The organism is Flavobacterium aquidurense (genome assembly GCF_031458035.1).
In the GTDB taxonomy this organism is placed as follows: domain Bacteria; phylum Bacteroidota; class Bacteroidia; order Flavobacteriales; family Flavobacteriaceae; genus Flavobacterium; species Flavobacterium aquidurense_C.
Genome location: NZ_JAVDXR010000001.1, coordinates 356,344 through 379,588 on the forward strand (window position 1 = coordinate 356,344; position 23,245 = coordinate 379,588).

Here is a 23,245-nt window from a genome sequence, read left to right on the forward strand (position 1 = left end):
TAATATAACCCGAATTTACGGAATTTTCTTTGAAATTCCAGCAAACTATCGGAAAAACACTCTTTTTACGCGCTGCGAAATACTTGTTAAAATTTCATACGGAATCGTTTTTAAAGCAGCGGCGATTTCAATAACCGTTGGGCTTTCGCCAAAAATAATAACCGAATCTCCTTCTTTGCAATCAATTTCACTTACATCTACCATTAGCATATCCATACATACACTCCCCAAAATAAAAGCTTTTTGATTTTTGATTACCACATAACCAATCTCATTACCCCACAATCTCGAAATTCCGTCAGCATACCCTATTGGGATTGTGGCTATTTTTGTTTCTTTTTCAGCCATAAAACGACGGCCGTAACCAACACTATCACCAGCCGGAATAGTTCTTATTTGAGAGATAATCGATTTTAGAGTACTTACGTTTTCTAAATATTTTTGTTCCGATGGATCATTGGAAACGCCGTATAAACCAATTCCTAAGCGTACCATATTATATTGTGCGTCAGGAAAATTACTGATTCCGGAAGTATTCAAAATGTGACGAATTGGGTTGATATTTAATTCTGATATTAATTTTGATGATAATTTTTCGAACAAATTAATCTGCGAAAGTGCAAATTCATAATGTTTCATCTCATCACTTGTAGCCATGTGTGACAAAATACTTTGAATTCGAACGGTTGAATTTCCTTTTAAAGTTGCTATAAGTTCATCGATTGTATTCTCTTCAAAACCCAGACGATGCATTCCGGTATCTAATTTAATATGAATCGGAAAATCTTTAAGATTCCTTTCCCTTGCAATTTTCAAAAATGCATTTAATCCTTTTATACTATAAATTTCAGGCTCTAACTGATATTGAATTATCGACGGAAAACTGGTCGACTCCGGGTTCAAAACCATTATTGGTGATTTGATTCCGCCATTTTTTAATGAAATTCCCTCATCGGCAAATGCCACACCTAAATAATCTACTTTATGATGTTCTAGTAGTTTTGCGATTTCCAATCCTCCATTTCCGTATCCAAAAGCTTTTACCATCACCATGATTTTCACTCCGGGATTTAATTTCGCCTTAAAGAAATTCAGGTTATGACTGATCGAATCTAAGTTGATTTCAAGAACGGTCTCATGTGTTTTTTCTTCAAGCAACGAAACGATTTCCTCAAACTGAAATGATCTTGCTCCTTTAATTAAAATCGTTTCATTATTGAAACTCAAACTTTCTATCTTAGAAATAAATTCGGCTGTATTTTGAAACGTGGTAATATTCGAAAATTTGGCTGCAAAAGACGAAATAGTCGCACCAATTCCTATAACACGATTTACTTTGTTATCAGTAATAAGCTGGGCAACTTTAGTATATAATTCTTCATTTGAAAATCCGCTCTGGAAAATATCAGATAAAATAACCGTTTTAGAAGCATTCTTTTTTTGGCTTTCTAAAAAATCCAAAGCAATTTTAAGCGACTGAAAATCGGAACTGTAACTATCATCAATAATACTGCAATTGTTGATTCCGTTTTTAACTTCCAAACGCATTTCAACAGGATATAACATTTCCATACGACTCTGAACTGTATCAAAATCATACTTAAAATAAAGTAAAACCAATAAACATGAAATAGCATTTTCGATAGAAGCCGAATCCTGAAATGGAATTTCCAAATCGAAAGTTTCTCCTTTATATTGATATTCAATATGCGTGAATGTTGTTTTATTTTCTTTTTTCAGAATAAAAACATCAGCCGATTTATCTGTGAAACTCCAGGAGAATAATTTTCTGTCATTTAAATGATTTTCTGCAGAAAACTGAATTAAACATTTATCTATCAGAGCATTTTTTTGATAAACAACAACTTTTGATTTTTTGAAAAGCAATAATTTCTCTTTGATTTTTTGCTCCAGATTTTCAAAACCTTCGTCGTGTGCAGAACCAATATTCGTTAAAACTCCAATAGTGGGTTTTATGATATTTTCGAGTTTGCTCATTTCGTTAACAGTCGAAATGCCGGCTTCGAAAATACCTAAATTATGTTTTTCGTTTATTGCAATCACAGAAAGCGGCACTCCAACCTGAGAATTATAGCTTTTAGGGCTTCTGATAATATTATAGTCGGGACTTAATAAAAAATTAAGCCATTCTTTTACAATTGTTTTTCCGTTGCTTCCGGTAATTCCGATAATAGGAAAATCGAAAAGATCACGATAATAACCTGCAAATTCCTGCAACGCTTTTAAGGTGTTTTTTACCACCAAAAAATTCGCTTTTCCGTTGCAATTTTCAGGAATATATTGAACGACAAAATTCTGAACGCCTTTTTCTATAAGCTCTGGAATAAATAAATGAGCATTATTATTCACACCTGTTAAAGCAAAAAACAAAGTTTTTGAACCATTTTGCAACGAACGGCTGTCTATAGAAATATGATCAACAAAAACATCAGCGTCTGAACCAATCCATTTGGCGTCAAGAACCGGAATCAGGTTTTTTAAATTTATGCTCATTTAGAAAATTTCTTTTGTCAAATTTAGAAAAAGGTTTGCCACTTATTTCACAAATTTTCACTAATTATTCGTTTTGCACCAAAGTAAATGGGAAAAAGTTTGCCACAAACTGCACTAATTTTCACGAATTCTTATTTTGTTTTTTGCCACAGATTATAAAATTAAAAAGATTCCAATCTGTGATAATCTTATAATCTGTGGCATATATTTTTAAGGCGTGTCAGTAATATAGTTCGTGTAAATTCGTGTAATTCGTGGCAAAAAAACTGTAATTCGGGGCAAAAACATTATTATATTTGTTGAATTGAACCACAAAATATAGCATTTTGAAAAAAATACTTCCACTATTCTCTTATATACTTCATCCGATATTTATATCGATGTATGCTACATTGTTTTATCTTTTCTGTAAGGAGGACACTTTTTCAAATCAGGAGAAATATTATGTCTTGTTTCAAATCCTGATTATTACGATTCTGGTTCCTGTTTTGTTCTTTTTATTGCTGCGTTCTACAGGACACGCAAATTCAGTAATGCTTCCTGAAACCTCACAACGTAAAATTCCGCTAATTTTACAATGTTTTTTATATATTTTATTGGTAAAAAGGAGTATTGTCATTGCACGTTATCCTGAACTTCATTTCTTTTTCCTGGGTGCATTATTCAGTACCATTTTGGCGTTAGTCTGCTCACTTTTTAAAATAAAAGCAAGTTTACACATGGTGGCTATTACCGGTTTTACCGTTTTCGTAATCGGTTTAACTGTTCATTTGCAAATGCAAAATCCTTACTGGGGCGCTTTGATGATTTTCATGACTGGAATTATCGCTTCATCAAGATTAGAAATGGAAGCTCATACACCAAAAGAACTAATGATTGGATTGTTACTTGGGTCGATTCCACAGTTAATGTTTTTGTATTTGTGGCTATAGAATATAAAACATCAAACCAAGATTCAGCGTTCTCATATTAACACTTTCTCCATTCAATGTCTTAACATACGATTTATACAACGGATTCAGTCCATAATAAGCATAAACATTCCAGGTATTGTATCCCGCCGAAATATAGGCTCCGTATTGAAAATCATTTAGATCTGGATTATTCTTGATTTTATAAGTCGTTTCTCCATCATTCAAAATAGATTTGGCTGCAAAAACGTAGCTAAATTTAAATCCGGCATAAATTCTCCAGAATTTAGTACTTTCAAAAGTCGAGTTTCTCCACCTAAATTCTATCGGCAAATCGACGGAATATTGTCGAAATCTATTCGATACAAATTCATTGTAATTATTGACCCCATATAAGTACGATCCATCAACAGTTGTTGAAACGGTCAGATTTTGATAGTAATTCTGATAACTAAATCCCAATCCGGGTGCAATTGCAAAGGTTCTTTTTTTATTAAGTGGAATATCACGTAAAAATCCTGTAGAAAATCCCGCAGAAAACTTATCCTGCTTCAAACCTTCAGGACCCTGAACTAACATATTATACGTTATGGAAAAATAGAACTGATCTTCACGATACAGAGAGTCAATTTTTACAATTGGCTGTATTTTAGGCGGTTCATCTTGTGAGAAACCATTAAAAAACGAAACTAAAAACAAACAACTAAAAAGGAATCGCATATCGTATTTTGGTTTTAAGGAGGTTTTCAAGTAAACGTTTTTTAGAGTAAATTTATTTTACTTACAAATATAATATAATGCCAGTTCAGGAGACGAACTGAACGCAATTATTCTCTTTTTACTTAAGAATAAAATCTTTTGTTGAATAATTTTCAATAAATCATCTACGGAAACAAAAAAACAAATCGAATATTCATTGCGCTTTTATACCTTTGTGGTATATGAAAAGAAGGCAGCTCATATTAAGTATTTCTTTGGCAGTAACGGTATTGTTCTCAATATTGTTTCAGTCTATACACAGTTATGAGCACATTGTAAAGCAACTTTCAGAAAAACAATGTCATCACGATTATAGCGATCCAAGCGGAGAAATAACACATCAGCATCATAATTATGATTTGTGTTATGTTTGTCATTTCGCTTTCGGAAGTTATATTCTTCCACAGGATTTCACTATTCAATTTCGCACTTTTCACAAAGAAATCCCATATTTCTTTTCTTTTTCAGAGAGCATTGTTTCCTTTTCAGGCAGCGCTTATTTATTGCGTGGCCCACCTGCTGCTATAGTTTCTTAGATTTCGAAATACTCGAAATAAACTCAAATTCTTAATATAAAATTCGAAAGAAAATAAATTTTCCATCTTGATATATTTCAGGATTGGGACTTTTGCTTTGATTTCTGTTTTTATTTTAAATGAAAAATCAATTAACTATAGCATCATTTTCAAATGAAAAAAATAATATTAGCCCTTATTTTAGGGTTCTCCAGCATTCTTTCCGCTCAAAATTCGGTATCAGGTATTGTAACCGATGCTCAAAATCAACCCTTGCCAGGAGTATCCGTTTATGCACAGGAATTGCATAAAGGAACTACAACCGATGCAAACGGAAAATACGAATTTACGAATCTTCCAAACGGAAGTTTACGTCTTGCTTTTTCTTATGTTGGATATGCCAATCAAAATCAAACGATCGATAAATTATTAAAAGAAAATACACTTAATATTAAACTTTTAGAATCTATTTTAGAAATGGATGAAGTCGTGGTTTCTACTCCTTTCAACAAATTGCAATCGCAAAATGTCATGAAAATTGAACACGAAAGCATCAAAACATTACAGCAAAAAGGGACTTCAACTTTAATTGAAGGTCTGGCAACCATTCCCGGAGTTTCTCAGATTTCGACAGGAACTTCTATCGGAAAACCCGTTATTCGTGGTTTGAGTGGCAATCGTGTTTTGGTATATTCTCAAGGTGTACGTATCGAAAATCAACAATTTGGAGATGAACACGGACTTGGTTTAAACGATGCCGGAATCGAAAGTGTTGAAGTTATCAAAGGACCCGCATCTCTACTATATGGTTCTGATGCTTTGGGCGGCGTATTGTATTTTAATCCTGAAAAATTTGCTGATGAGAATACTTTCAAAGCTAATTTCAGTCAAAAATATTTCACTAATACACAAGGAAGCAATTCATCAATCGGATTAAAAACATCGACTGATAACTGGAAATTTTTAGCTCGCGGAAGTTTCAACACTCATTCTGATTATAAAATTGCCGACGGCGATCGTGTAACGAATTCACGTTATAACGAAACCGATTTTAAAACTGGAATAGGATACAGCAACTCTAGTTTTTCAAGTGTTTTGAGATACAATTACAATAAATTAGATATTGGAATTCCCGAGGACGGAATTGCAGAACAATCTTCCAGCAAAGACACCCAATTTCCGAGACAGGGAATTTTTAATCATTTATTGAGTTTGAACAACGTCATCTTTTTTGAGAATTCTAAATTAGATGTCGATTTGGGTTATATCGCCAACGACCGAAGCGAATTTGAAGACAGCAACGATGCATCGCTTCAAATGAAATTAAATACTTTCAATTATAATGCAAAATACCATTTCCCGAAATTCGGTAAAATTGAAACTATTTTGGGTGTTCAGGGAATGCATCAAACCAATAAAAATTTTGGAGAAGAGTATTTGATTCCGGATGCTACAACCAATGATTTTGGTGCTTTTGGAACAGCCAATTACGAGTGGAACAATAGTGTTTTACAAGCCGGATTGCGTTTTGACAATCGAAAAATAAATTCTGAAGCGCACGGAATTGCTGGCGAAGAAGGTTATTTTGAAACTTTGGATAAATCTTTCGACAGTTTTAATGCTTCTTTGGGATATAAAACAAAGTTAGCAGAACCTTTAACGCTTCGCTTGAATATTGCAACTGGATTCAGAGCGCCAAACTTAGCCGAATTAACTTCAAACGGAGTCCACGAAGGAACGAATCGATATGAAATTGGAAATGCTGATTTGAAAACAGAACAAAACGTTCAGACCGATTTGAATTTAGAATATAAAAATTCGCATTTCGAATTTTTCGTAAACGGATTTTACAATCATGTGAATAATTACATCTACACTTCGCCAACGGGAGATGTTATTGACGATAATGATGTTTTTGTGTATGTTCAGGATAATGCGCAATTGTTTGGTGGGGAAGCTGGTCTGCATTTTCACCCACATCCTTTAGACTGGCTGCATTTTGAAACAAGTTTTGAAACTGTAACCGGTAAAAAAGATAACAAAGATTATTTGCCTTTGATTCCTGCGAATAATTGGACTAATACACTGAGAACCGAATTCAAAATCAAAGACTGGTTTCAGGAAGGTTTTGCGACTTTGAACGTTTCTTCTACTTTTAGTCAGGATAATGTGAGTGGTTTTGAAACGGCTTCAAAAGGATATACTTTGGTAAATTTAGGTTTTGGAGGAACAGTAAAACTAGGAAAAACAGCTTTTGATTTAAATCTGAACGGAAACAATTTATTTGATAAAAATTATATCGCTCACCTTTCTAGATTAAAAACAGACGGCATTCCAAACATTGGAAGAAATATCGTATTGGGAGTGAATTTTAATTTATAATTTTAACTTAACCGCAAAGGACGCCAGGAATTACGCAAGGTTCGCAAAGCTTTGTTATAAACTTTGCGAACCTTGCGTAAATCACTTTGCGCACTTTGCGGTTAAATATTTATCATCGAACAAAAAATGCTATTTTTGTTACAACCGAAAACTAAAACGATGAAAAAAACAATTCTGATAATGGCTATTACAACTGCAGGAATTTCATTTGGACAAAATAATATCCAATATCCCGAAACAAAAAAAGGCGAAACTGTCGATGTTTATTTTGACACAAAAGTAAACGACCCGTATCGCTGGCTTGAAGACGACAAATCTGCTGAAACCGGAGCTTGGGTAAAAGCTCAAAATCAAGTTACTTATGGTTATTTAGATAAAATTCCGTTTCGTGATGCATTAAAAAAACGAATGGAACAACTTTGGAATTATGAAAAAATAAGTGCTCCATTTACAGAAGGAAAATATACTTATTATTCGAAAAATAACGGGCTTCAAAATCAATCTGTAATTTACAGAAAAGGTTCTGACGGAAAAGAAGAAGTTTTCTTAGACCCGAATACTTTCTCTAAAGACGGAACAACTTCACTTGGTGGATTAGATTTTTCTAAAGATGGATCGAAAGCAGCCTACTCTATTTCTGAAGGCGGAAGCGACTGGAGAAAAGTAATTATTATTGATGCTTTGTCTAAAAAAGTTTTAGAAGACACTTTAGTGGATGTAAAATTCAGCGGAATTTCATGGCATGGAAATGAAGGTTTTTATTACTCTAGTTACGACAAGCCTAAAGGAAGCGAATTATCTGCTAAAACAGATCAGCATAAATTGTATTTCCATAAACTGGGAACTTCTCAAAAAGAAGACAAAGTTATTTTTGGAGCCGACCAGAAAAGAAGATACGTTGGCGGTTATGTTACTGAAGACGATCATTATTTAGTGATTTCAGCCGCTAATTCTACTTACGGAAACGAGTTGTACATTAAGGATCTAAAAACTGCCAAGAGTCCGATAATTACTATTGTAGACAACTTTAACAGCGACAATTCAATTATCGAAAATGAAGGAAGCAAATTGTTTATCGAAACAGATTTGAATGCGCCAAACAAACGTGTTGTTTCTGTTGATTTCAATAATCCGAAACCAGAAAACTGGAAGGACTTTATTAAAGAAACTCAAAATATACTTTCGCCTTCAACCGGTGGCGGCTACTTCTTTGCGAATTATACGAAAGATGCTGTTTCGTTTGTTCAGCAATATGATTATAACGGAAAATTAGTTCGTGAAATCAAACTTCCGGCGGTAGGAACAGCAGGTGGATTTGGCGGTAAAAAAGACGAAAAAAAAATATACTATAGCTTCACCAATTATACTACGCCGGGAACTATTTATTCTTTAGAACCAAAATCTGGTAAATCAGAAATCTATCAAAAACCAAAAGTAGATTTCAAAAGTGAAGATTACGAATCTAAACAAGTTTTCTATACTTCAAAAGACGGAACAAAAATCCCAATGATTATTACCTATAAAAAAGGATTGAAATTAAACGGTAAAAACCCAACTATCCTTTATGGTTACGGCGGATTTAATATTAGTTTAACTCCAGCTTTTAGTATTGCAAACGCAGTCTGGATGGAAAATGGAGGTGTTTATGCTGTTGCCAATTTAAGAGGTGGCGGTGAATACGGGAAAAAATGGCATGATGCAGGAACTAAATTGCAAAAACAAAATGTATTTGACGATTTTATCGCAGCAGGTGAATACCTAATCGCTCAAAAATATACTTCATCAGATTTCCTAGCGATTCGCGGAGGTTCTAATGGAGGTTTATTGGTCGGAGCAACAATGACACAACGCCCGGATTTAATGAAAGTAGCATTGCCAGCCGTTGGTGTTATGGATATGTTGCGTTACCATACTTTTACAGCGGGTGCTGGTTGGGCATACGATTATGGAACTGCTCAGGACAACAAAGAAATGTTTGAATACCTGAAAGGTTATTCGCCTGTTCAAAACGTAAAAGCAGGAGTTAAATATCCGGCTACGATGGTAACAACAGGAGATCATGACGACCGTGTTGTTCCGGCACACAGTTTTAAATTTGCTGCCGAATTACAGGATAAGCAAACTGGCGATAATCCGGTTTTAATTCGTATCGATGTAAAAGCCGGACACGGAGCAGGAAAATCTGTTGCAGCCTCTATTCAGGAAAATGTAGATGTTCAGGCATTCACGCTTTACAATATGGGTCTTACAGCTTTACCGAAAAAATAAAATAAAATTTAAGTTTTTTTAGCCACGAATTACACGAATTTCCACTAATTAAATTCGTGAATTCGTGGCTTATTTATTAGTTATCTAGTATTTTGTTTTCACGCAGATTTTGCAGATTCAGGCAGATTTTATTTGATTTAATAAATAAAAAAATCTGTGTATATCTGCTAAAATCTTTTTAAATCTGCGTGAAAAATAATTCGCGAAAATTCGTGAAATTAGTGGCAAACCTTTTTTTAAATTTGAAAAACTAAAAAACCGAAAGATGAAAATCATAAAATGGGGAATTATAGGCTGTGGAAATGTAACCGAAGTTAAAAGCGGACCCGCTTTTCAAAAAACTCCCAATTCAGCTTTAGTTGCCGTAATGCGAAGAGATGGGGCTCTTGCCGAAGATTACGCCAAACGTCATAATGTTCCGAAATGGTATTCTAATGCTATTGATTTAATCAACGATCCGGAAGTTGATGCCGTTTATATTGCAACTCCCCCGTCATCTCATAAAGAATACACCATTTTATGCGCCAAAGCAGGAAAACCTGTTTATGTCGAAAAACCAATGGCACTTACATTTGAAGAATGCAACGAAATGATCCGCGTTTGCAAAGAACACAATGTACCTTTATTCGTTGCCTATTACAGAAGAAGTTTACCTCGATTCTTGAAAATAAAAGAACTAATCGATCAAAATAAAATTGGAACTGTAAGACATGTAAACTGCGTTTTATACCATCCGTTTGAAGAACGTTACGACGATGAAATTAATTTGCCCTGGACTGTTTTACCTCATATTTCCGGCGGAGGAATTTTTGTTGACTTAGCATGTCATACTTTAGATTTCCTTGATTTTGTTCTTGGTCCGATTAAATCGGTTCGCGGGCATGCGAGCTCGCAGCTTATGGCTTATCCTGCCGAAGATGCAGTTTCGATGTCCTTTTTATTTGAAAACGGAATTCACGGAACGGGATTATGGAATTTTGGCAGTTTCGAACGTTACGACAATACTGAAATTGTTGGAGATAAAGGAAAAATTTCTTTTTCAACTTTCGGAAATGACCCAATTCATATTCAATATACAAACGGAGAAAAAGAAAGTACTGCCATCGAAAATCCACTTCATATCCAGCAGCCGTTTATAGAAACTGTAGTTTCTGAACTTTTAGGTGCCGAAGGAGCTTCTCCATCAAAAGGAATTTCCGCAGCCAGAACGAGCTGGGTTATTGATGAAGTTTTGAAGGAATTTAGGGGCTCGAAGATTTAAGTAATTCTTGAATTGCCTCCTGCTTTAGCTGGAGGCTGAAGAATTGATAGCAAAAGGCTTTAGCCAAAAGATTAAGTCCTTTTTGGCTAAAGCCTAGCCTTCTTTTCTTTCTCGCATTTCATTCCTCCAGCTAAAGCAGGAGGCAATTCAATTTCTTTTGCCCTAAACATTTTGAAGCAAAAAAAAGAGGATATTCAATGAACATCCTCTTTTTATAAACTATAAATTCTTTAGAATTATAGGCTGTATTTAAGACCTAAAGTTAATCCTAAACCTGAGATTCCAACATAAGAGCTTAATTCATCCATTGGTTTAGCTGTATCAACACCATTTGGATTAGTTAAAGCATTATTTGAATTTGTATCTAAATGATCTACATAATTTGTATGAATTGCAGCAGTTGAAGCAGCTCTGAATGAAGTTGTAGTGTTTAATTTATCTACTCCATTTTCAGTATACTCAGTAGTTTCTTTAGTTTTTCCGTGTACAGTAAAGTTACGGTATTCTAATTCAGCAAAAGCAGAAATGTGTTTTCCTAATTTATAAGATGTACCGAAAGCAGCCATGAAACCCAGTGTTGGATTTGGTTTTACAACATCTTTTGAGTAAGCTTGAGTAACTGCTACTTGATTAGCACCTACAAAAGAAGTGTAAGTTCTATCAGTTTTAATATCTAATGTACCGTGAATTGGAACAATCACCCCAACTTTAGTGTAAGGTTCAAAACCATGAGCCTCTCCTAAGAACATTACAATTGCCGGAGCTAAATCAAAAGCTTTAATTTCTCCTTGTGCTGTAAAATTCACATAAGTCGCAACAGTTGTCTGTGGGTTATAAGAAGCAAGTCTGTTTGTAGTTTGAGCCATAGTTTTCTCATTACTAATGTAGTAATTTGCAGCCATCTCAACTCCTAAACGTGTAGAAAAACGGTAACCAGCTGTAATTCCAGATCTGAAACCCTGACCAAAAGATCCTGTAACGCTTTCTCTTGAAACTAATTTATTATTTGTTAAAGTACCTGCATAAACATCTCTATTTGGCAATTGACCTCCTACAACAGGAAATTCTGTTGAAGCTGTTTGATTAAAATAAGATCCTCCTAATTTAAAATACCAGCTTTCTGGCTTATCTGCTTTTTCTGTTTGCGCCATTGTGGCCATAGAGCAAACTAATAATCCTAATAAAAATAGGTTCTTTTTCATAATTCTGATTTAATTAATTTATGCAAACTTAAAATATTTTAACATATTTTTTTGGTTTGCAAAGTTAGACTTGGAACGAAAACGTTATAATTTTGGGCAATATTACTAAAAAACTATTATGCGTGCATATTTTTAACATAAAAAATTAGCATTTTCTTAAATTTTAACTGTTAAAATTTAATTCAGCTTAAAATTTATCTGCATTTTTTCTAATTCCTGCAATAGCTCTGTTGAAATCTTGACTTTTAATCTCCTGCTTGGCATTGTTAATTTAGTAACCACTTTTATTTCTTCAATTTCTTTTACTTCCTGAATTTTAGTATCTTCCAATGACGCATCAATATCCTCATTTTCATCTACAAAAACGGCGTCTTCAGTTTCTTCAAATTCAGTATTGGTTTCTACTTCAACTAAACGTTTTATTTTTTCTAATTCCATGATTTCAAAAGTCACCGAATTATCGCCTTTATTCTCATTAAACAAATGACTCAGCTTATGAATAAAATCTGCGTGCAAATCTTTAATATTCAATAAAAGAATTAGCTTTTTAGCAAAGGCTTCTAATATGTCCTGCAATTGTCGTATCTCAACAAACTGCATTCTTGGATCCGATTTTTTTCCTGTATCATGATTTACCCATCCATCTTTGATTAATATTTTTAAATAGGCAAAATTATTCTGAATTAAGAAATGGCGGAATTTTAAATACTCCTCACCAAATATCTTAAACTCATAACTTTCATCATATCCTTCAAGATTAAATACAGCCCATCCTTTTCCGTTTTTAGCCACACGATGCTGTACGTTATTAATAATTCCGGCAAAATTTAGATTTTTACCCACATATTCGTTCATGCTTTTCAGTGCTTCTAATCTAGCGTTGCAGAAGTATTTCATCTCAAACCTAAAATCGTCCAAAGGATGTCCCGAAATATAAATTCCGACAACTTCCTTTTCCTTCGCTAATTTTTCCATGGTGCTCCAGTCTTCACATGGAGGCACGACAGGTTCGGCAATTTGAACTTCACTCGTTTCTCCAAATAAACTTACTTGCGACGAGTTTTCATTTTCCTGAAATTTAGATCCGTAACGCATCGCTTTTTCATAAAATGTAATTCCATCGCCATCATCATGAAAATATTGCGCTCTGGTAGTTCCTTCAAAAGAATCAAAACCACCTGCAAGTGCTAAATTTTCAATCGCTTTTTTATTCGCAGCACGCAAATCAATACGTTTCGCCAAATCAAAAATCGATTTATATCTTCCGTCTTTTCTGTTTTCAACAATTGTTGCTACCGCCCCTGAACCTACACCTTTAATAGCACCCATTCCAAAACGAACAGCATAACTATCGTTTACCGTAAATTTATAGTACGATTCGTTTACATCTGGCCCTAAAACCTGCAAGCCCATTCGCTTACATTCTTCCATAAAAAACGAAACCTGTTTGATGTCGTTCATATTATTCGAAAGTACCGCCGCCATATATTCGGCAGGGTAATGTGCTTTTAAATATGCCGTTTGGTACGCAATCCAGGCATAACAAGTGGAGTGCGATTTGTTGAAGGCATAACTCGCAAAGGCTTCCCAGTCTTTCCAGATCTTTTCCAAAATTTTCGCATCGTGACCTTTTAAAGCAGCTTGTTCAACAAATTTTGGCTTCATTTTATCCAGAACGTCCTTTTGCTTTTTACCCATCGCTTTACGTAAAACGTCGGCCTCACCTTTTGTAAAACCAGCAAGCGATTGGGACAAAAGCATTACCTGCTCCTGATAAACCGTAATTCCGTAGGTTTCTCCTAAATATTCTTCGCAGGCATCTAAATCATATTTAATTTCCTCTTCTCCATTTTTTCTTCGAACGAAAGAAGGAATATATTCTAAAGGTCCGGGACGATATAAGGCATTCATCGCAATTAAATCTCCAAAAACCGTTGGCTTCAGATCCTTCATATATTTCTGCATTCCGGGTGACTCATATTGAAAGATCCCAACCGTTTCCCCTCTTTGGAATAGCGCATAGGTTTCCGGATCATCAATCGGAAAAGTATCCGGATCCAAATCAATATTTGTTCTGTATTTTACCAGTTTAACGGTATCTTTTATCAGTGTAAGGGTCTTCAGACCCAAGAAGTCCATTTTCAGCAATCCTGCACTTTCAGCAACCGAGTTATCAAACTGCGTTACGTATAAATCGGAATCTTTTGCGGTAGTAACGGGAACGAAATTCGTAATATCCGATGGCGTAATGATTACCCCGCAGGCGTGAATTCCCGTATTTCGCATCGATCCTTCAAGGATTTTTGCCTGCTGAATCGTTTCTCCTGCCAAATCATCTTCATTGGCAATCGCGATTAATTCTTTTACGGCGTCAAATTCATCAGAACGAAGCGCTTTTTTAACCTCTTCTTCGCTTTCCGAAATAAAACGCGCCAAATTCCATTTTGACGGCATCATTCCGGGAATCAGTTTTGCAATTCTATCGGCTTCAAAAAGCGGTAAATCCAAAACACGCGCCGTATCACGAATCGCCGATTTGGTTGCCATTTTACCATAGGTGATAATCTGGGCAACCTGATTTTTACCGTATTTGTTGATTACGTAATCCATAACACGACCACGACCCTCGTCATCAAAATCGATATCAATATCGGGCATGGACACACGATCCGGATTCAGGAAACGCTCAAAAAGCAAATCATACTTAATCGGGTCGATGTTTGTAATTCCTAAACAATATGCCACTGCAGAACCGGCAGCAGATCCACGTCCCGGCCCTACCGAAACGTCCATTTTTCTGGCCTCGGCGATAAAATCCTGAACGATCAAAAAGTAACCTGGGTATCCGGAATTCGAAATCGTCAATAACTCAAAATCTAAACGTTCCTGAATCGATTCTGTAATTTCACCATATCTTTTTGCAGCACCAACCATAGTAAGATGACGCAAATATTTATTTTCACCCCGAACCCCACCATCAGCTTCATCTTCTGCAACAACAAATTCTTCCGGAATATCAAATTTTGGAAGTAATACATCGCGATAAAGAGAATATCCTTCAACCTTATCGACAATCTCCTGAATATTGATAATCGCTTCCGGTAAATCTGCAAAGAGTTTTTTCATCTCTTCTTCCGACTTATAATAGTATTCCTGATTCGGTAATCCATAACGGTAACCACGGCCGCGCCCAATTGGTGTTGCCTGTTTTTCACCATCTTTTACACACAATAAAATATCGTGCGCGTTGGCATCTTCTTTATTTAAATAGTAAGTATTATTGGTCGCAATTAATTTGACATCGTGCTTCTTAGAAAATTCAATCAGGGTTTTGTTAACACGATTTTCATCTTCCTGATTATGGCGCATGACTTCCAGATAGAAATCATCTCCAAATTGTTCTTTCCACCAAATCAAAGCTTCTTCGGCTTGATTTTCACCGATGTTCAGAATTTTACTCGGAATCTCTCCGTATAAATTTCCGGACAAAACCATAATATCTTCTTTGTATTTTTCGATGATATTTCGATCAATCCTCGGAACATAATAAAATCCTTCCGTAAAAGCGATGGACGACATTTTTGCCAGATTGTGATATCCCTTTTTATTTTTAGCCAGCAATACAACCTGATTTCCGTTGTCTTTTTTGCTCTTGTCTAAGTGATTGTCACAAACATTAAATTCACAACCTACAATTGGTTTGATCTCCGTTTCGGTTGGTTCTTCTCCGGCTTCAACTAAAGCTTTGTTTTTTGTCGATGCCGCTTTGTTGTGGTTCATAACAGCGCTCACAAAATGGAAAGCGCCCATCATATTTCCAGTATCGGTCATGGCAACAGCCGGCATCCCGTTTTTGGCTGTAGCAGCAACAATATTTCCAATTCCGATTGTCGATTGAAGAACCGAAAACTGCGTATGATTATGTAAATGCGAATATTTTGCTGCTTTAAAATCGGCTCTGTCTGTAGCTGAAACCGTAGTTTGTACATCATCAACCTGTAAAGCTTTTATTTGCTCTCTGATTTTATCAGAAGCCGCTTTTAAATTGATGTGTTTTAATCCGATTAATGGAAATTCCTGTGGATTTCTTTCCTGAAATTCCTTGAAATAATCCTTTGGAACATCTAACTCTTCTTTAGTAAAAACCTCTCTTCTAATTAACTCTAAAAAACAACGCGTAGTTGCCTCAACGTCGGCAGTTGCGTTGTGCGCTTCCGCGAAAGGCTTATTAAAAAGATAACTATGTAATTCTGTTAAGGTCGGTAATTTAAATTTTCCTCCACGACCTCCGGGAAGCTGTAATAACGAAGCGGTAACTTCGGTACAGGTATCCAAAACCGGCATCGTACTCATTGAAGAATCCACACCCATTCTATGGAATTCAGCTCCCATAATATTGACGTCAAAACCTAAATTCTGACCAACAATGAATTTGGTTTTGCTTAAAGCGATATTGAATTTCTCCAAAACTTCAGCCAAAGTGATTCCATCGGCTTCAGCCAATTCGGTCGAAATCCCATGAATACGTTCGGCGTCATACGGAATATTAAATCCGTCCGGTTTTACCAAATAATCCTGGTGCTCTATAAGCTGTCCCATTTCGTCATGGAGCTGCCATGCGATCTGAATACAGCGGGGCCAGTTATCAGAATCGGTAATTGGGGCGTCCCAGCGTTTTGGTAATCCGGTTGTTTCGGTATCGAATATTAAATACATAGAGTTAAATAACAAAAATTAAAGCTCCAAATTCCAATTTTACCAATATAAATCTTTGATTTTATGGAGGATAAAAAATTGCCTTATATAAAATGGAGGAGGTTCAAATTTACGCTTTTTTTACAGAAATAACGAAGCGAAAGTTGTTAACAAAAGCATTATTTAATACCCATTGGTTGTTATTCATAAAGCATATTAAACACATAGAAACATAGATTTTAGTTTATAAAATAGAAATTTAAAAAAAATCTAGATTTTCACACATAGTCCCGATCCCGAAACTTCGGGACGGGATGTTTTAAATAAGTGAAACGCCTTTTTAAAGTAACAAATCTATGTTTCTATGTGTTAAAAAATTACGCACAAAGTTTTTTTAGCTGTTATATAATCCTAAAAAAATCGATTATTCATTTTGGATACTCATTGCACCAAAATGGATACTTTTTAACTCCTCTCTATCCTGAACTTTGCTTCATCAAATAAAAACAAATTATTATGAAAACAATTTTTATCACAGGCGCATCTTCCGGATTAGGAAAAGCAACAGCAAAATTATTTCACCAACAAGGATGGAATGTAATCGCAACAATGAGAAGTCCAGAAAAGGAAACAGAACTTTCTGGTTTACAAAATGTAACGCTATTACCCTTGGATGTTACCAATTATGACCAAATACAAAGCACGGTTCAAAAAGCACTGGAATTAGGTGATATTGATGTTGTTTTTAACAATGCCGGTTACGGTTTAATTGGTCCCTTGGAAAGTTTTAACGATGATCAAATTACCAAACAACTTAATACTAATTTATTGGGCGTAATACGTGTTACCAATGCTTTTATTCCGTATTTCAGAGAAAGAAAAAGCGGACTATTCATCTCCACCACTTCTATTGGCGGCTTGATTTCTTTTCCTTTAGGATCTGTTTATCACGCAACCAAATGGGGACTTGAAGGCTGGAGCGAAAGTATGGCGTATGAATTAAATCCGTTTGGTGTGAACATTAAAACGGTTTCTCCGGGCGGTATCAAAACAGAATTTCTGCACGGTTCACTTGATACAGGAGGCAGACCTGAATATGAAGCAATGACAAACAAAATGTTTGAAAATGTGGATGCCATGTTTGAGATGGCATCGACTGCAGAACAAATTGCCGAAGTTGTCTACGAAGCAGCTACAGATGGAAAAACCAAACTCAGATATGTGGCCGGAGAAGATGCTAAAGCACTTTATCAACAAAGACTGGAACAAGGCGATGAAGTTTTTCGCGCTGCCTTTGGAAAACAATTTTTGGGAGCATAATTCATTAATTCCTAACTGATACCGTACAGATTTTGATAGGCTGCACGGTATTGGTTTTTGATTTTTTATACCTTTATATCATGGATAAGAAACACAACAATCCGTCGAGACTTTCTTCTATATCGCAATTTCATAGTTTATTTCGGTTACCAAAACCGATTCATCCTATGATTAGTCTGGTTGACAATACCAAATTGGTTATCAATGCTGAATTGACGAATAATGCTTTTTTGCTTGATTTTTATAAAATATCTTATAAATATTCTACCAACGGAAAAATGGGCTACGGTCAGGGTTATTATGATTTTAATGAAGGTGGATTAATGTTTACTTCTCCCAATCAACTGATTTTCACTGATAATGAAGAAGGAGCCGAATATCACGGTTTTACATTGTTTTTCCATCCGGACTTTATTAGAAATTATCCTTTGGGGAAAAACATCAAAAAATATGGTTTCTTCTCTTATGATACCAACGAAGCGCTACACCTTTCTGATACTGAAAAAACAACCATTATAGGATTATTAAATAGTATTGATAGTGAGCTTCATAATGCCATAGATGAAATGAGCCAGGATGTAATTGTTTCTTATCTTGACGTTTTGCTGAATTACAGCAATCGTTTTTACAAACGACAATTCATTACACGAAAAACGATTAGTAGCGATCTATTGCTGAAAGTAGAAGAAACACTTGACAATTATCTCAACGATGCCGAAACCTTAAAGAGAGGATTACCAACAGTAGATTTTCTTGCTTCGCAAATTAATGTTTCCAGTCACTATTTGAGCGACATGCTCCGGAATTTAACCGGACAAAATGCACAACAGCATATTCATTCAAAACTAATTGAAAAATCTAAGGACTTCCTGATTTCCACCAATCTTTCGGTAGCAGAAGTAGCGTACCAACTTGGCTTTGAATATCCGCAGTCGTTTAGTAAATTATTCAAAAAGAAAACGAATCTTACTCCTTTAGAATTCAAAAATTCATTGAATTAGTCTAAAATAAATTCTCTGCATTATCATTCCTTTTTCCTCCTAATATTCATAAATTTTCATAAAAATACACTTCTTGGATGTCGTAGTATTTGAATTAAAATTGGACTTACCGATATCCATCCTAAATTGATTTTTTAGACTTTAAAATCATATTAATTGCCAACTTCTTAAATTCTAAAAGACAATCCAAAACTAACAATTATTACTATTTTTACTCATTTTGTTACATTTTTTTAAATAAAACAGTATATTTTATAGTGATTTTGAGATAAATTTGCAAACTATTAAAATTAAAAGCAATCCTGTCAAAATTAACGGGAAAAAGAAAAACAAAAGCAATTTATCATTGATTTTCCGAACAAAATTAAACGGATAAATACGAATAGTAATTTGTATTTAAGTTTGGGTATCGTATATAATGAAATATTGAAATTGACCACTTTGTATCTTTTTTTACTTTTGTTTTGCTATTATCAGGAATTGCTGTGATTATAGAAATTACAATTAAAAAAAATAAAAAATGAGTAAGACATTATTTGACAAAGTATGGGATTCACATGTAGTGCGTAAAATTGAAGATGGACCAGATGTGTTTTTTATTGACCGCCATTTCATTCACGAAGTTACGAGTCCTGTTGCTTTTTTAGGATTAAAAGCCAGAGGCGTTAAGGTTCTTTACCCAGAGCGTACTTTTGCAACTGCAGATCACAATACACCAACCATAAACCAACATTTACCCGTTCAGGATGCGCTATCAGCTAATCAGCTGAAAGCACTTGAAGACAATGCCAACGAATACGGAATTTCACACTGGGGATTAGGTCACATTAAAAACGGAATTGTACACGTAGTTGGTCCTGAAAACGGAATTACTTTGCCAGGTGCTACTATTGTTTGTGGAGATTCACATACTTCTACTCATGGTGCTTTTGGTGCTATTGCTTTTGGTATCGGAACTTCTGAGGTTGAGATGGTGCTTTCTACACAATGTATCATGCAGCCAAAACCAAAGAAAATGCGTATCAACGTAAACGGTCAATTGAGTAAAGGTGTTGGTCCAAAAGACGTTGCACTTTATATTATTGCACAATTAACTACTTCTGGAGGAACTGGATATTTTGTTGAATACGCCGGAGATGTTTTCGAAAATATGACTATGGAAGGCCGTATGACAGTTTGTAACTTAAGTATCGAAATGGGAGCTCGTGGAGGTATGATTGCACCAGACCAAACTACTTTTGATTTCCTTGAAGGAAGATTATATGCTCCAAAAGGTGAAGCCTGGACTAAAGCGGTTGAATACTGGAAAACTTTAAAAACGGATGCTGATGCAGTTTTTGATGCTGAATTAAACATCAACGCTTCAGACATTGAACCAATGATTACTTATGGTACTAACCCTGGAATGGGAATTGGTATCTCAAAACATATTCCGAACGCCAATCAAGTTGAAGGTGGTGCCGAAACTTACAAGAAATCTCTAGCTTACATGGGCTTCCACGAAGATGATGTAATGATTGGAAAACCAATTGATTATGTTTTCTTAGGAAGTTGTACAAACGGACGTATTGAAGATTTTAGAGCTTTCGCTGAAATTGTAAAAGGAAGAAAAAAAGCAGATAATGTTACCGCTTGGTTAGTTCCGGGTTCTCACGTTGTTGAAGCTCAGATTAAAGAAGAAGGTATTTTAGATATTTTAACTGAAGCTGGTTTTGTATTACGTCAGCCAGGATGTTCAGCATGTTTGGCAATGAACGATGATAAAGTTCCAGCTGGAAAATATGCAGTGAGTACATCAAACAGAAACTTTGAAGGTCGTCAGGGTCCTGGTTCAAGAACTTTGTTAGCTTCTCCAATTATGGCAGCAGCGGCTGCTGTTACAGGAAAACTAACTGATCCGAGGGAACTTTTTTAATTTTAGATTGAAGATTTTAGATTTTAGATTTCACTATGTGTCGTTTGTCTTCTAAAATTCTTCAAACAAAAATTGATTTACATTATTTAATACAAAACATTTTTAGATTCTAAGTTTAAGTTTTCAAAAGAAAATCTAAAATCTAAAAATCTAAAATCTAAAATTCCAAAAAATGGCATACGATAAATTTAATATACTTACTAGTAGTGCTGTGCCACTACCAATTGAGAACGTAGATACAGATCAAATCATTCCGGCTCGTTTCCTGAAAGCTACAAAACGTGAAGGTTTTGGAGATAATCTTTTTAGAGACTGGAGATATAATGGAGATGATACTCCAAAAGCTGATTTCGTTTTAAACGATTCAACTTATAGTGGAAAAATCCTGGTTGGAGGAAAAAACTTCGGTTCAGGATCTTCAAGAGAACATGCTGCGTGGGCGGTTTACGATTACGGTTTTAGAGCTGTAGTTTCAAGTTTCTTTGCTGATATCTTCAAAGGAAACTGTTTGAATATTGGTGTTTTGCCAGTTCAGGTTAGCCCTGAATTTGCTGATACAATTTTCAAGGCAATCGAAGCTGATCCTAAAACAGAATTAGAAATCAACTTACCAAATCAAACAATTACTTTATTGGCAACTGGTCAATCAGAATCTTTTGCAATCAACGGATACAAAAAGAACAACATGATCAATGGTTTTGATGACATTGATTATTTGCAAAATATTAAGGAAGATATTGTGGCTTTCGCCGATAAACTTCCTTACTAAAAAATCAGGTTCAGTCCTATGAGACCCGACAGGTTTTTTAAAATCTGTCGGGTCTTTATAAGTTAAGCTAAACCAAGACAACATAACTACAATTTACTTTGAAAAGGAATTTAGAAATCAATATGGAAAAAAGAAAAATTGAAATAATGGATACGACGCTTCGTGATGGTGAACAAACCTCAGGAGTATCATTTTCTGCTGCAGAAAAACTAACCATTGCGCAATTGTTGTTGGAGGAATTAAATATTGATCGAATCGAAATTGCTTCCGCCCGTGTAAGCGAAGGCGAGTTTCAGGCTGTAAAAGGCATTACAACCTGGGCTAAAGAAAGAGGATATATTAATCGCATTGAAGTACTTTCGTTTGTAGATGGAGGAGTTTCAATTGAATGGATGAAAAAAGCCGGTGCCAAAGTACAGAATCTATTGACCAAAGGTTCGATGAATCACTTAACGCATCAATTAAAAAAAACTCCGGAACAACACTTTTCTGAAATTGCACAAATCATCGCTTTAGCGAAAGAAAATGACATTGAAACCAATGTTTATTTGGAAGACTGGAGCAACGGAATGCGAAATTCTCCAGACTATGTTTTTCAATTTCTGGATTTCTTATCCACTCAACCCGTTAAAAGGATATTGCTTCCGGACACTTTAGGCGTTTTAATTCCGTCCCTGACTTTCGAATTTCTTTCAAAAATCAGAGCAAAATATCCGACAATTCATTTTGATTTTCATGCACATAACGATTACGATTTAAGCGTGGCAAACGTTATGGAAGCCATTAAAGCTGGCATAAACGGACTACATGTTACGGTAAACGGAATGGGAGAACGTGCCGGAAATGCTCCACTTGAAAGTACCGTTGCTGTAATAAATGACTATTTACCGGAGGTTAGCATTAACATCAAAGAAACTTCTTTATACTCTGTAAGTAAGCTTGTAGAAACTTTTACAGGTTATAGAATTCCAGCCAACAAACCAATTGTCGGCGATAATGTTTTTACACAAACTGCAGGAATTCATGCTGACGGAGACAATAAAAACAATTTATATTTTAATGATTTGCTTCCGGAGCGTTTCGGAAGAACTCGAAAATATGCTTTAGGAAAAACTTCCGGAAAAGCCAATATTGAAAAGAATCTTCAGGAATTAGGTTTGAAATTAAACCAGGAAGATTTAAAATTGGTTACCCAAAGAATCATCGAATTAGGCGATAAAAAAGAAACCGTTACCAAAGAAGATTTGCCATACATTATTTCTGATGTTTTGGACAGTCACACTTACGAAGATAAAATTACAATCGAGTCATATATATTAGTGCACTCAAAAGGAATGCGCCCATCAACGACTTTATGCCTAAAAATTGATGGCGAAGTAATTGAAGAACACGCTCAGGGCGATGGTCAGTTTGATGCTTTTATGAATGCTTTGTCAAAAATTTACAAAAGCAAAAAACTAACGCTTCCAAAACTAATTGATTACGCAGTGCGAATTCCACCCGGAAGTAGTTCTGACGCTTTGTGCGAAACAATTATCACCTGGATAAACAACGAAAAAGAATTTAAAACCCGAGGATTAGATTCAGATCAAACGGTTGCAGCGATTATTGCAACGCAGAAGATGTTGAATGTAATTGCTTAATTTAAGGGACAAAGGTTCAAAGTTACAGAGGGACAGAGGTTCTCTCACTTTGTGTTTTAAACTTTGAACCTTTGTTCCTCTGAACCTTTG

At 35.2% G+C, this 23,245-nt stretch carries 14 protein-coding genes; 10 read left to right on the forward strand and 4 right to left on the reverse strand.

Going from position 1 to position 23,245, the window contains the following annotated elements; translation table 11 throughout:
- Window positions 1-45 precede the first annotated feature (45 nt).
- Entirely contained in the window at window positions 46-2,514 is a 2,469-nt protein-coding gene (locus tag J2X17_RS01500) for a bifunctional UDP-N-acetylmuramoyl-tripeptide:D-alanyl-D-alanine ligase/alanine racemase (protein ID WP_310294007.1), read from the reverse strand.
- 326 nt (window positions 2,515-2,840) lie between these two features.
- Between J2X17_RS01500 and J2X17_RS01505 the strand changes: the two genes are divergently transcribed.
- Complete coding sequence (locus J2X17_RS01505) at window positions 2,841-3,446, forward strand: hypothetical protein (RefSeq protein WP_310294009.1); 606 nt, start codon at window positions 2,841-2,843, stop codon at window positions 3,444-3,446.
- Here J2X17_RS01505 and J2X17_RS01510 read toward each other — a convergent pair.
- Window positions 3,441-4,175, reverse strand: a complete 735-nt coding sequence (locus J2X17_RS01510) for a porin family protein (protein WP_310294011.1) — start codon at window positions 4,173-4,175, stop codon at window positions 3,441-3,443. The genes J2X17_RS01505 and J2X17_RS01510 overlap by 6 nt on opposite strands.
- Window positions 4,176-4,366: 191 nt before the next feature.
- Between J2X17_RS01510 and J2X17_RS01515 the strand changes: the two genes are divergently transcribed.
- From J2X17_RS01515 to J2X17_RS01530, 4 genes are all read left to right on the forward strand, one after another.
- Entirely contained in the window at window positions 4,367-4,720 is a 354-nt protein-coding gene (locus J2X17_RS01515) for a hypothetical protein (RefSeq protein ID WP_310294013.1), read from the forward strand.
- Between the two features lie 153 nt (window positions 4,721-4,873).
- A complete protein-coding gene (locus J2X17_RS01520) occupies window positions 4,874-7,081 on the forward strand; it encodes a TonB-dependent receptor (RefSeq protein WP_310294014.1) in 2,208 nt (735 codons plus the stop codon).
- Window positions 7,082-7,240: 159 nt separating this feature from the next.
- Window positions 7,241-9,349: a prolyl oligopeptidase family serine peptidase gene (locus J2X17_RS01525; RefSeq protein WP_310294016.1), complete on the forward strand. Its 2,109-nt coding sequence runs from the start codon at window positions 7,241-7,243 to the stop codon at window positions 9,347-9,349.
- Between the two features lie 265 nt (window positions 9,350-9,614).
- The gene (locus J2X17_RS01530) at window positions 9,615-10,610 is read left to right on the forward strand and encodes a Gfo/Idh/MocA family protein (RefSeq protein ID WP_310294018.1); all 996 of its coding nucleotides are present in this window, start codon (window positions 9,615-9,617) and stop codon (window positions 10,608-10,610) included.
- Window positions 10,611-10,846: 236 nt separating this feature from the next.
- Here J2X17_RS01530 and J2X17_RS01535 read toward each other — a convergent pair whose 3' ends face one another.
- Both J2X17_RS01535 and dnaE read right to left on the reverse strand, forming a co-directional pair.
- The gene (locus J2X17_RS01535) at window positions 10,847-11,812 is read right to left on the reverse strand and encodes an outer membrane beta-barrel protein (protein WP_310294020.1); all 966 of its coding nucleotides are present in this window, start codon (window positions 11,810-11,812) and stop codon (window positions 10,847-10,849) included.
- 177 nt (window positions 11,813-11,989) lie between these two features.
- Entirely contained in the window at window positions 11,990-16,528 is a 4,539-nt protein-coding gene (gene dnaE, locus J2X17_RS01540) for a DNA polymerase III subunit alpha (protein ID WP_310294022.1), read from the reverse strand.
- Between the two features lie 495 nt (window positions 16,529-17,023).
- Here dnaE and J2X17_RS01545 point away from each other — a divergent pair, with 495 nt between their 5' ends.
- From J2X17_RS01545 to J2X17_RS01565, 5 genes are all read left to right on the forward strand, one after another.
- Window positions 17,024-17,827, forward strand: a complete 804-nt coding sequence (locus J2X17_RS01545) for an SDR family oxidoreductase (protein WP_310294024.1) — start codon at window positions 17,024-17,026, stop codon at window positions 17,825-17,827.
- 80 nt (window positions 17,828-17,907) lie between these two features.
- Window positions 17,908-18,828, forward strand: a complete 921-nt coding sequence (locus tag J2X17_RS01550) for a helix-turn-helix domain-containing protein (protein WP_310294026.1) — start codon at window positions 17,908-17,910, stop codon at window positions 18,826-18,828.
- Window positions 18,829-19,348: 520 nt separating this feature from the next.
- Entirely contained in the window at window positions 19,349-20,743 is a 1,395-nt protein-coding gene (gene leuC, locus J2X17_RS01555; RefSeq protein ID WP_310294028.1) for a 3-isopropylmalate dehydratase large subunit, read from the forward strand.
- Between the two features lie 172 nt (window positions 20,744-20,915).
- Entirely contained in the window at window positions 20,916-21,512 is a 597-nt protein-coding gene (leuD, locus tag J2X17_RS01560) for a 3-isopropylmalate dehydratase small subunit (RefSeq protein ID WP_026982656.1), read from the forward strand.
- A gap of 122 nt (window positions 21,513-21,634) precedes the next feature.
- Window positions 21,635-23,155, forward strand: a complete 1,521-nt coding sequence (locus J2X17_RS01565) for an alpha-isopropylmalate synthase regulatory domain-containing protein (RefSeq protein ID WP_310294033.1) — start codon at window positions 21,635-21,637, stop codon at window positions 23,153-23,155.
- Window positions 23,156-23,245: the final 90 nt, after the last annotated feature.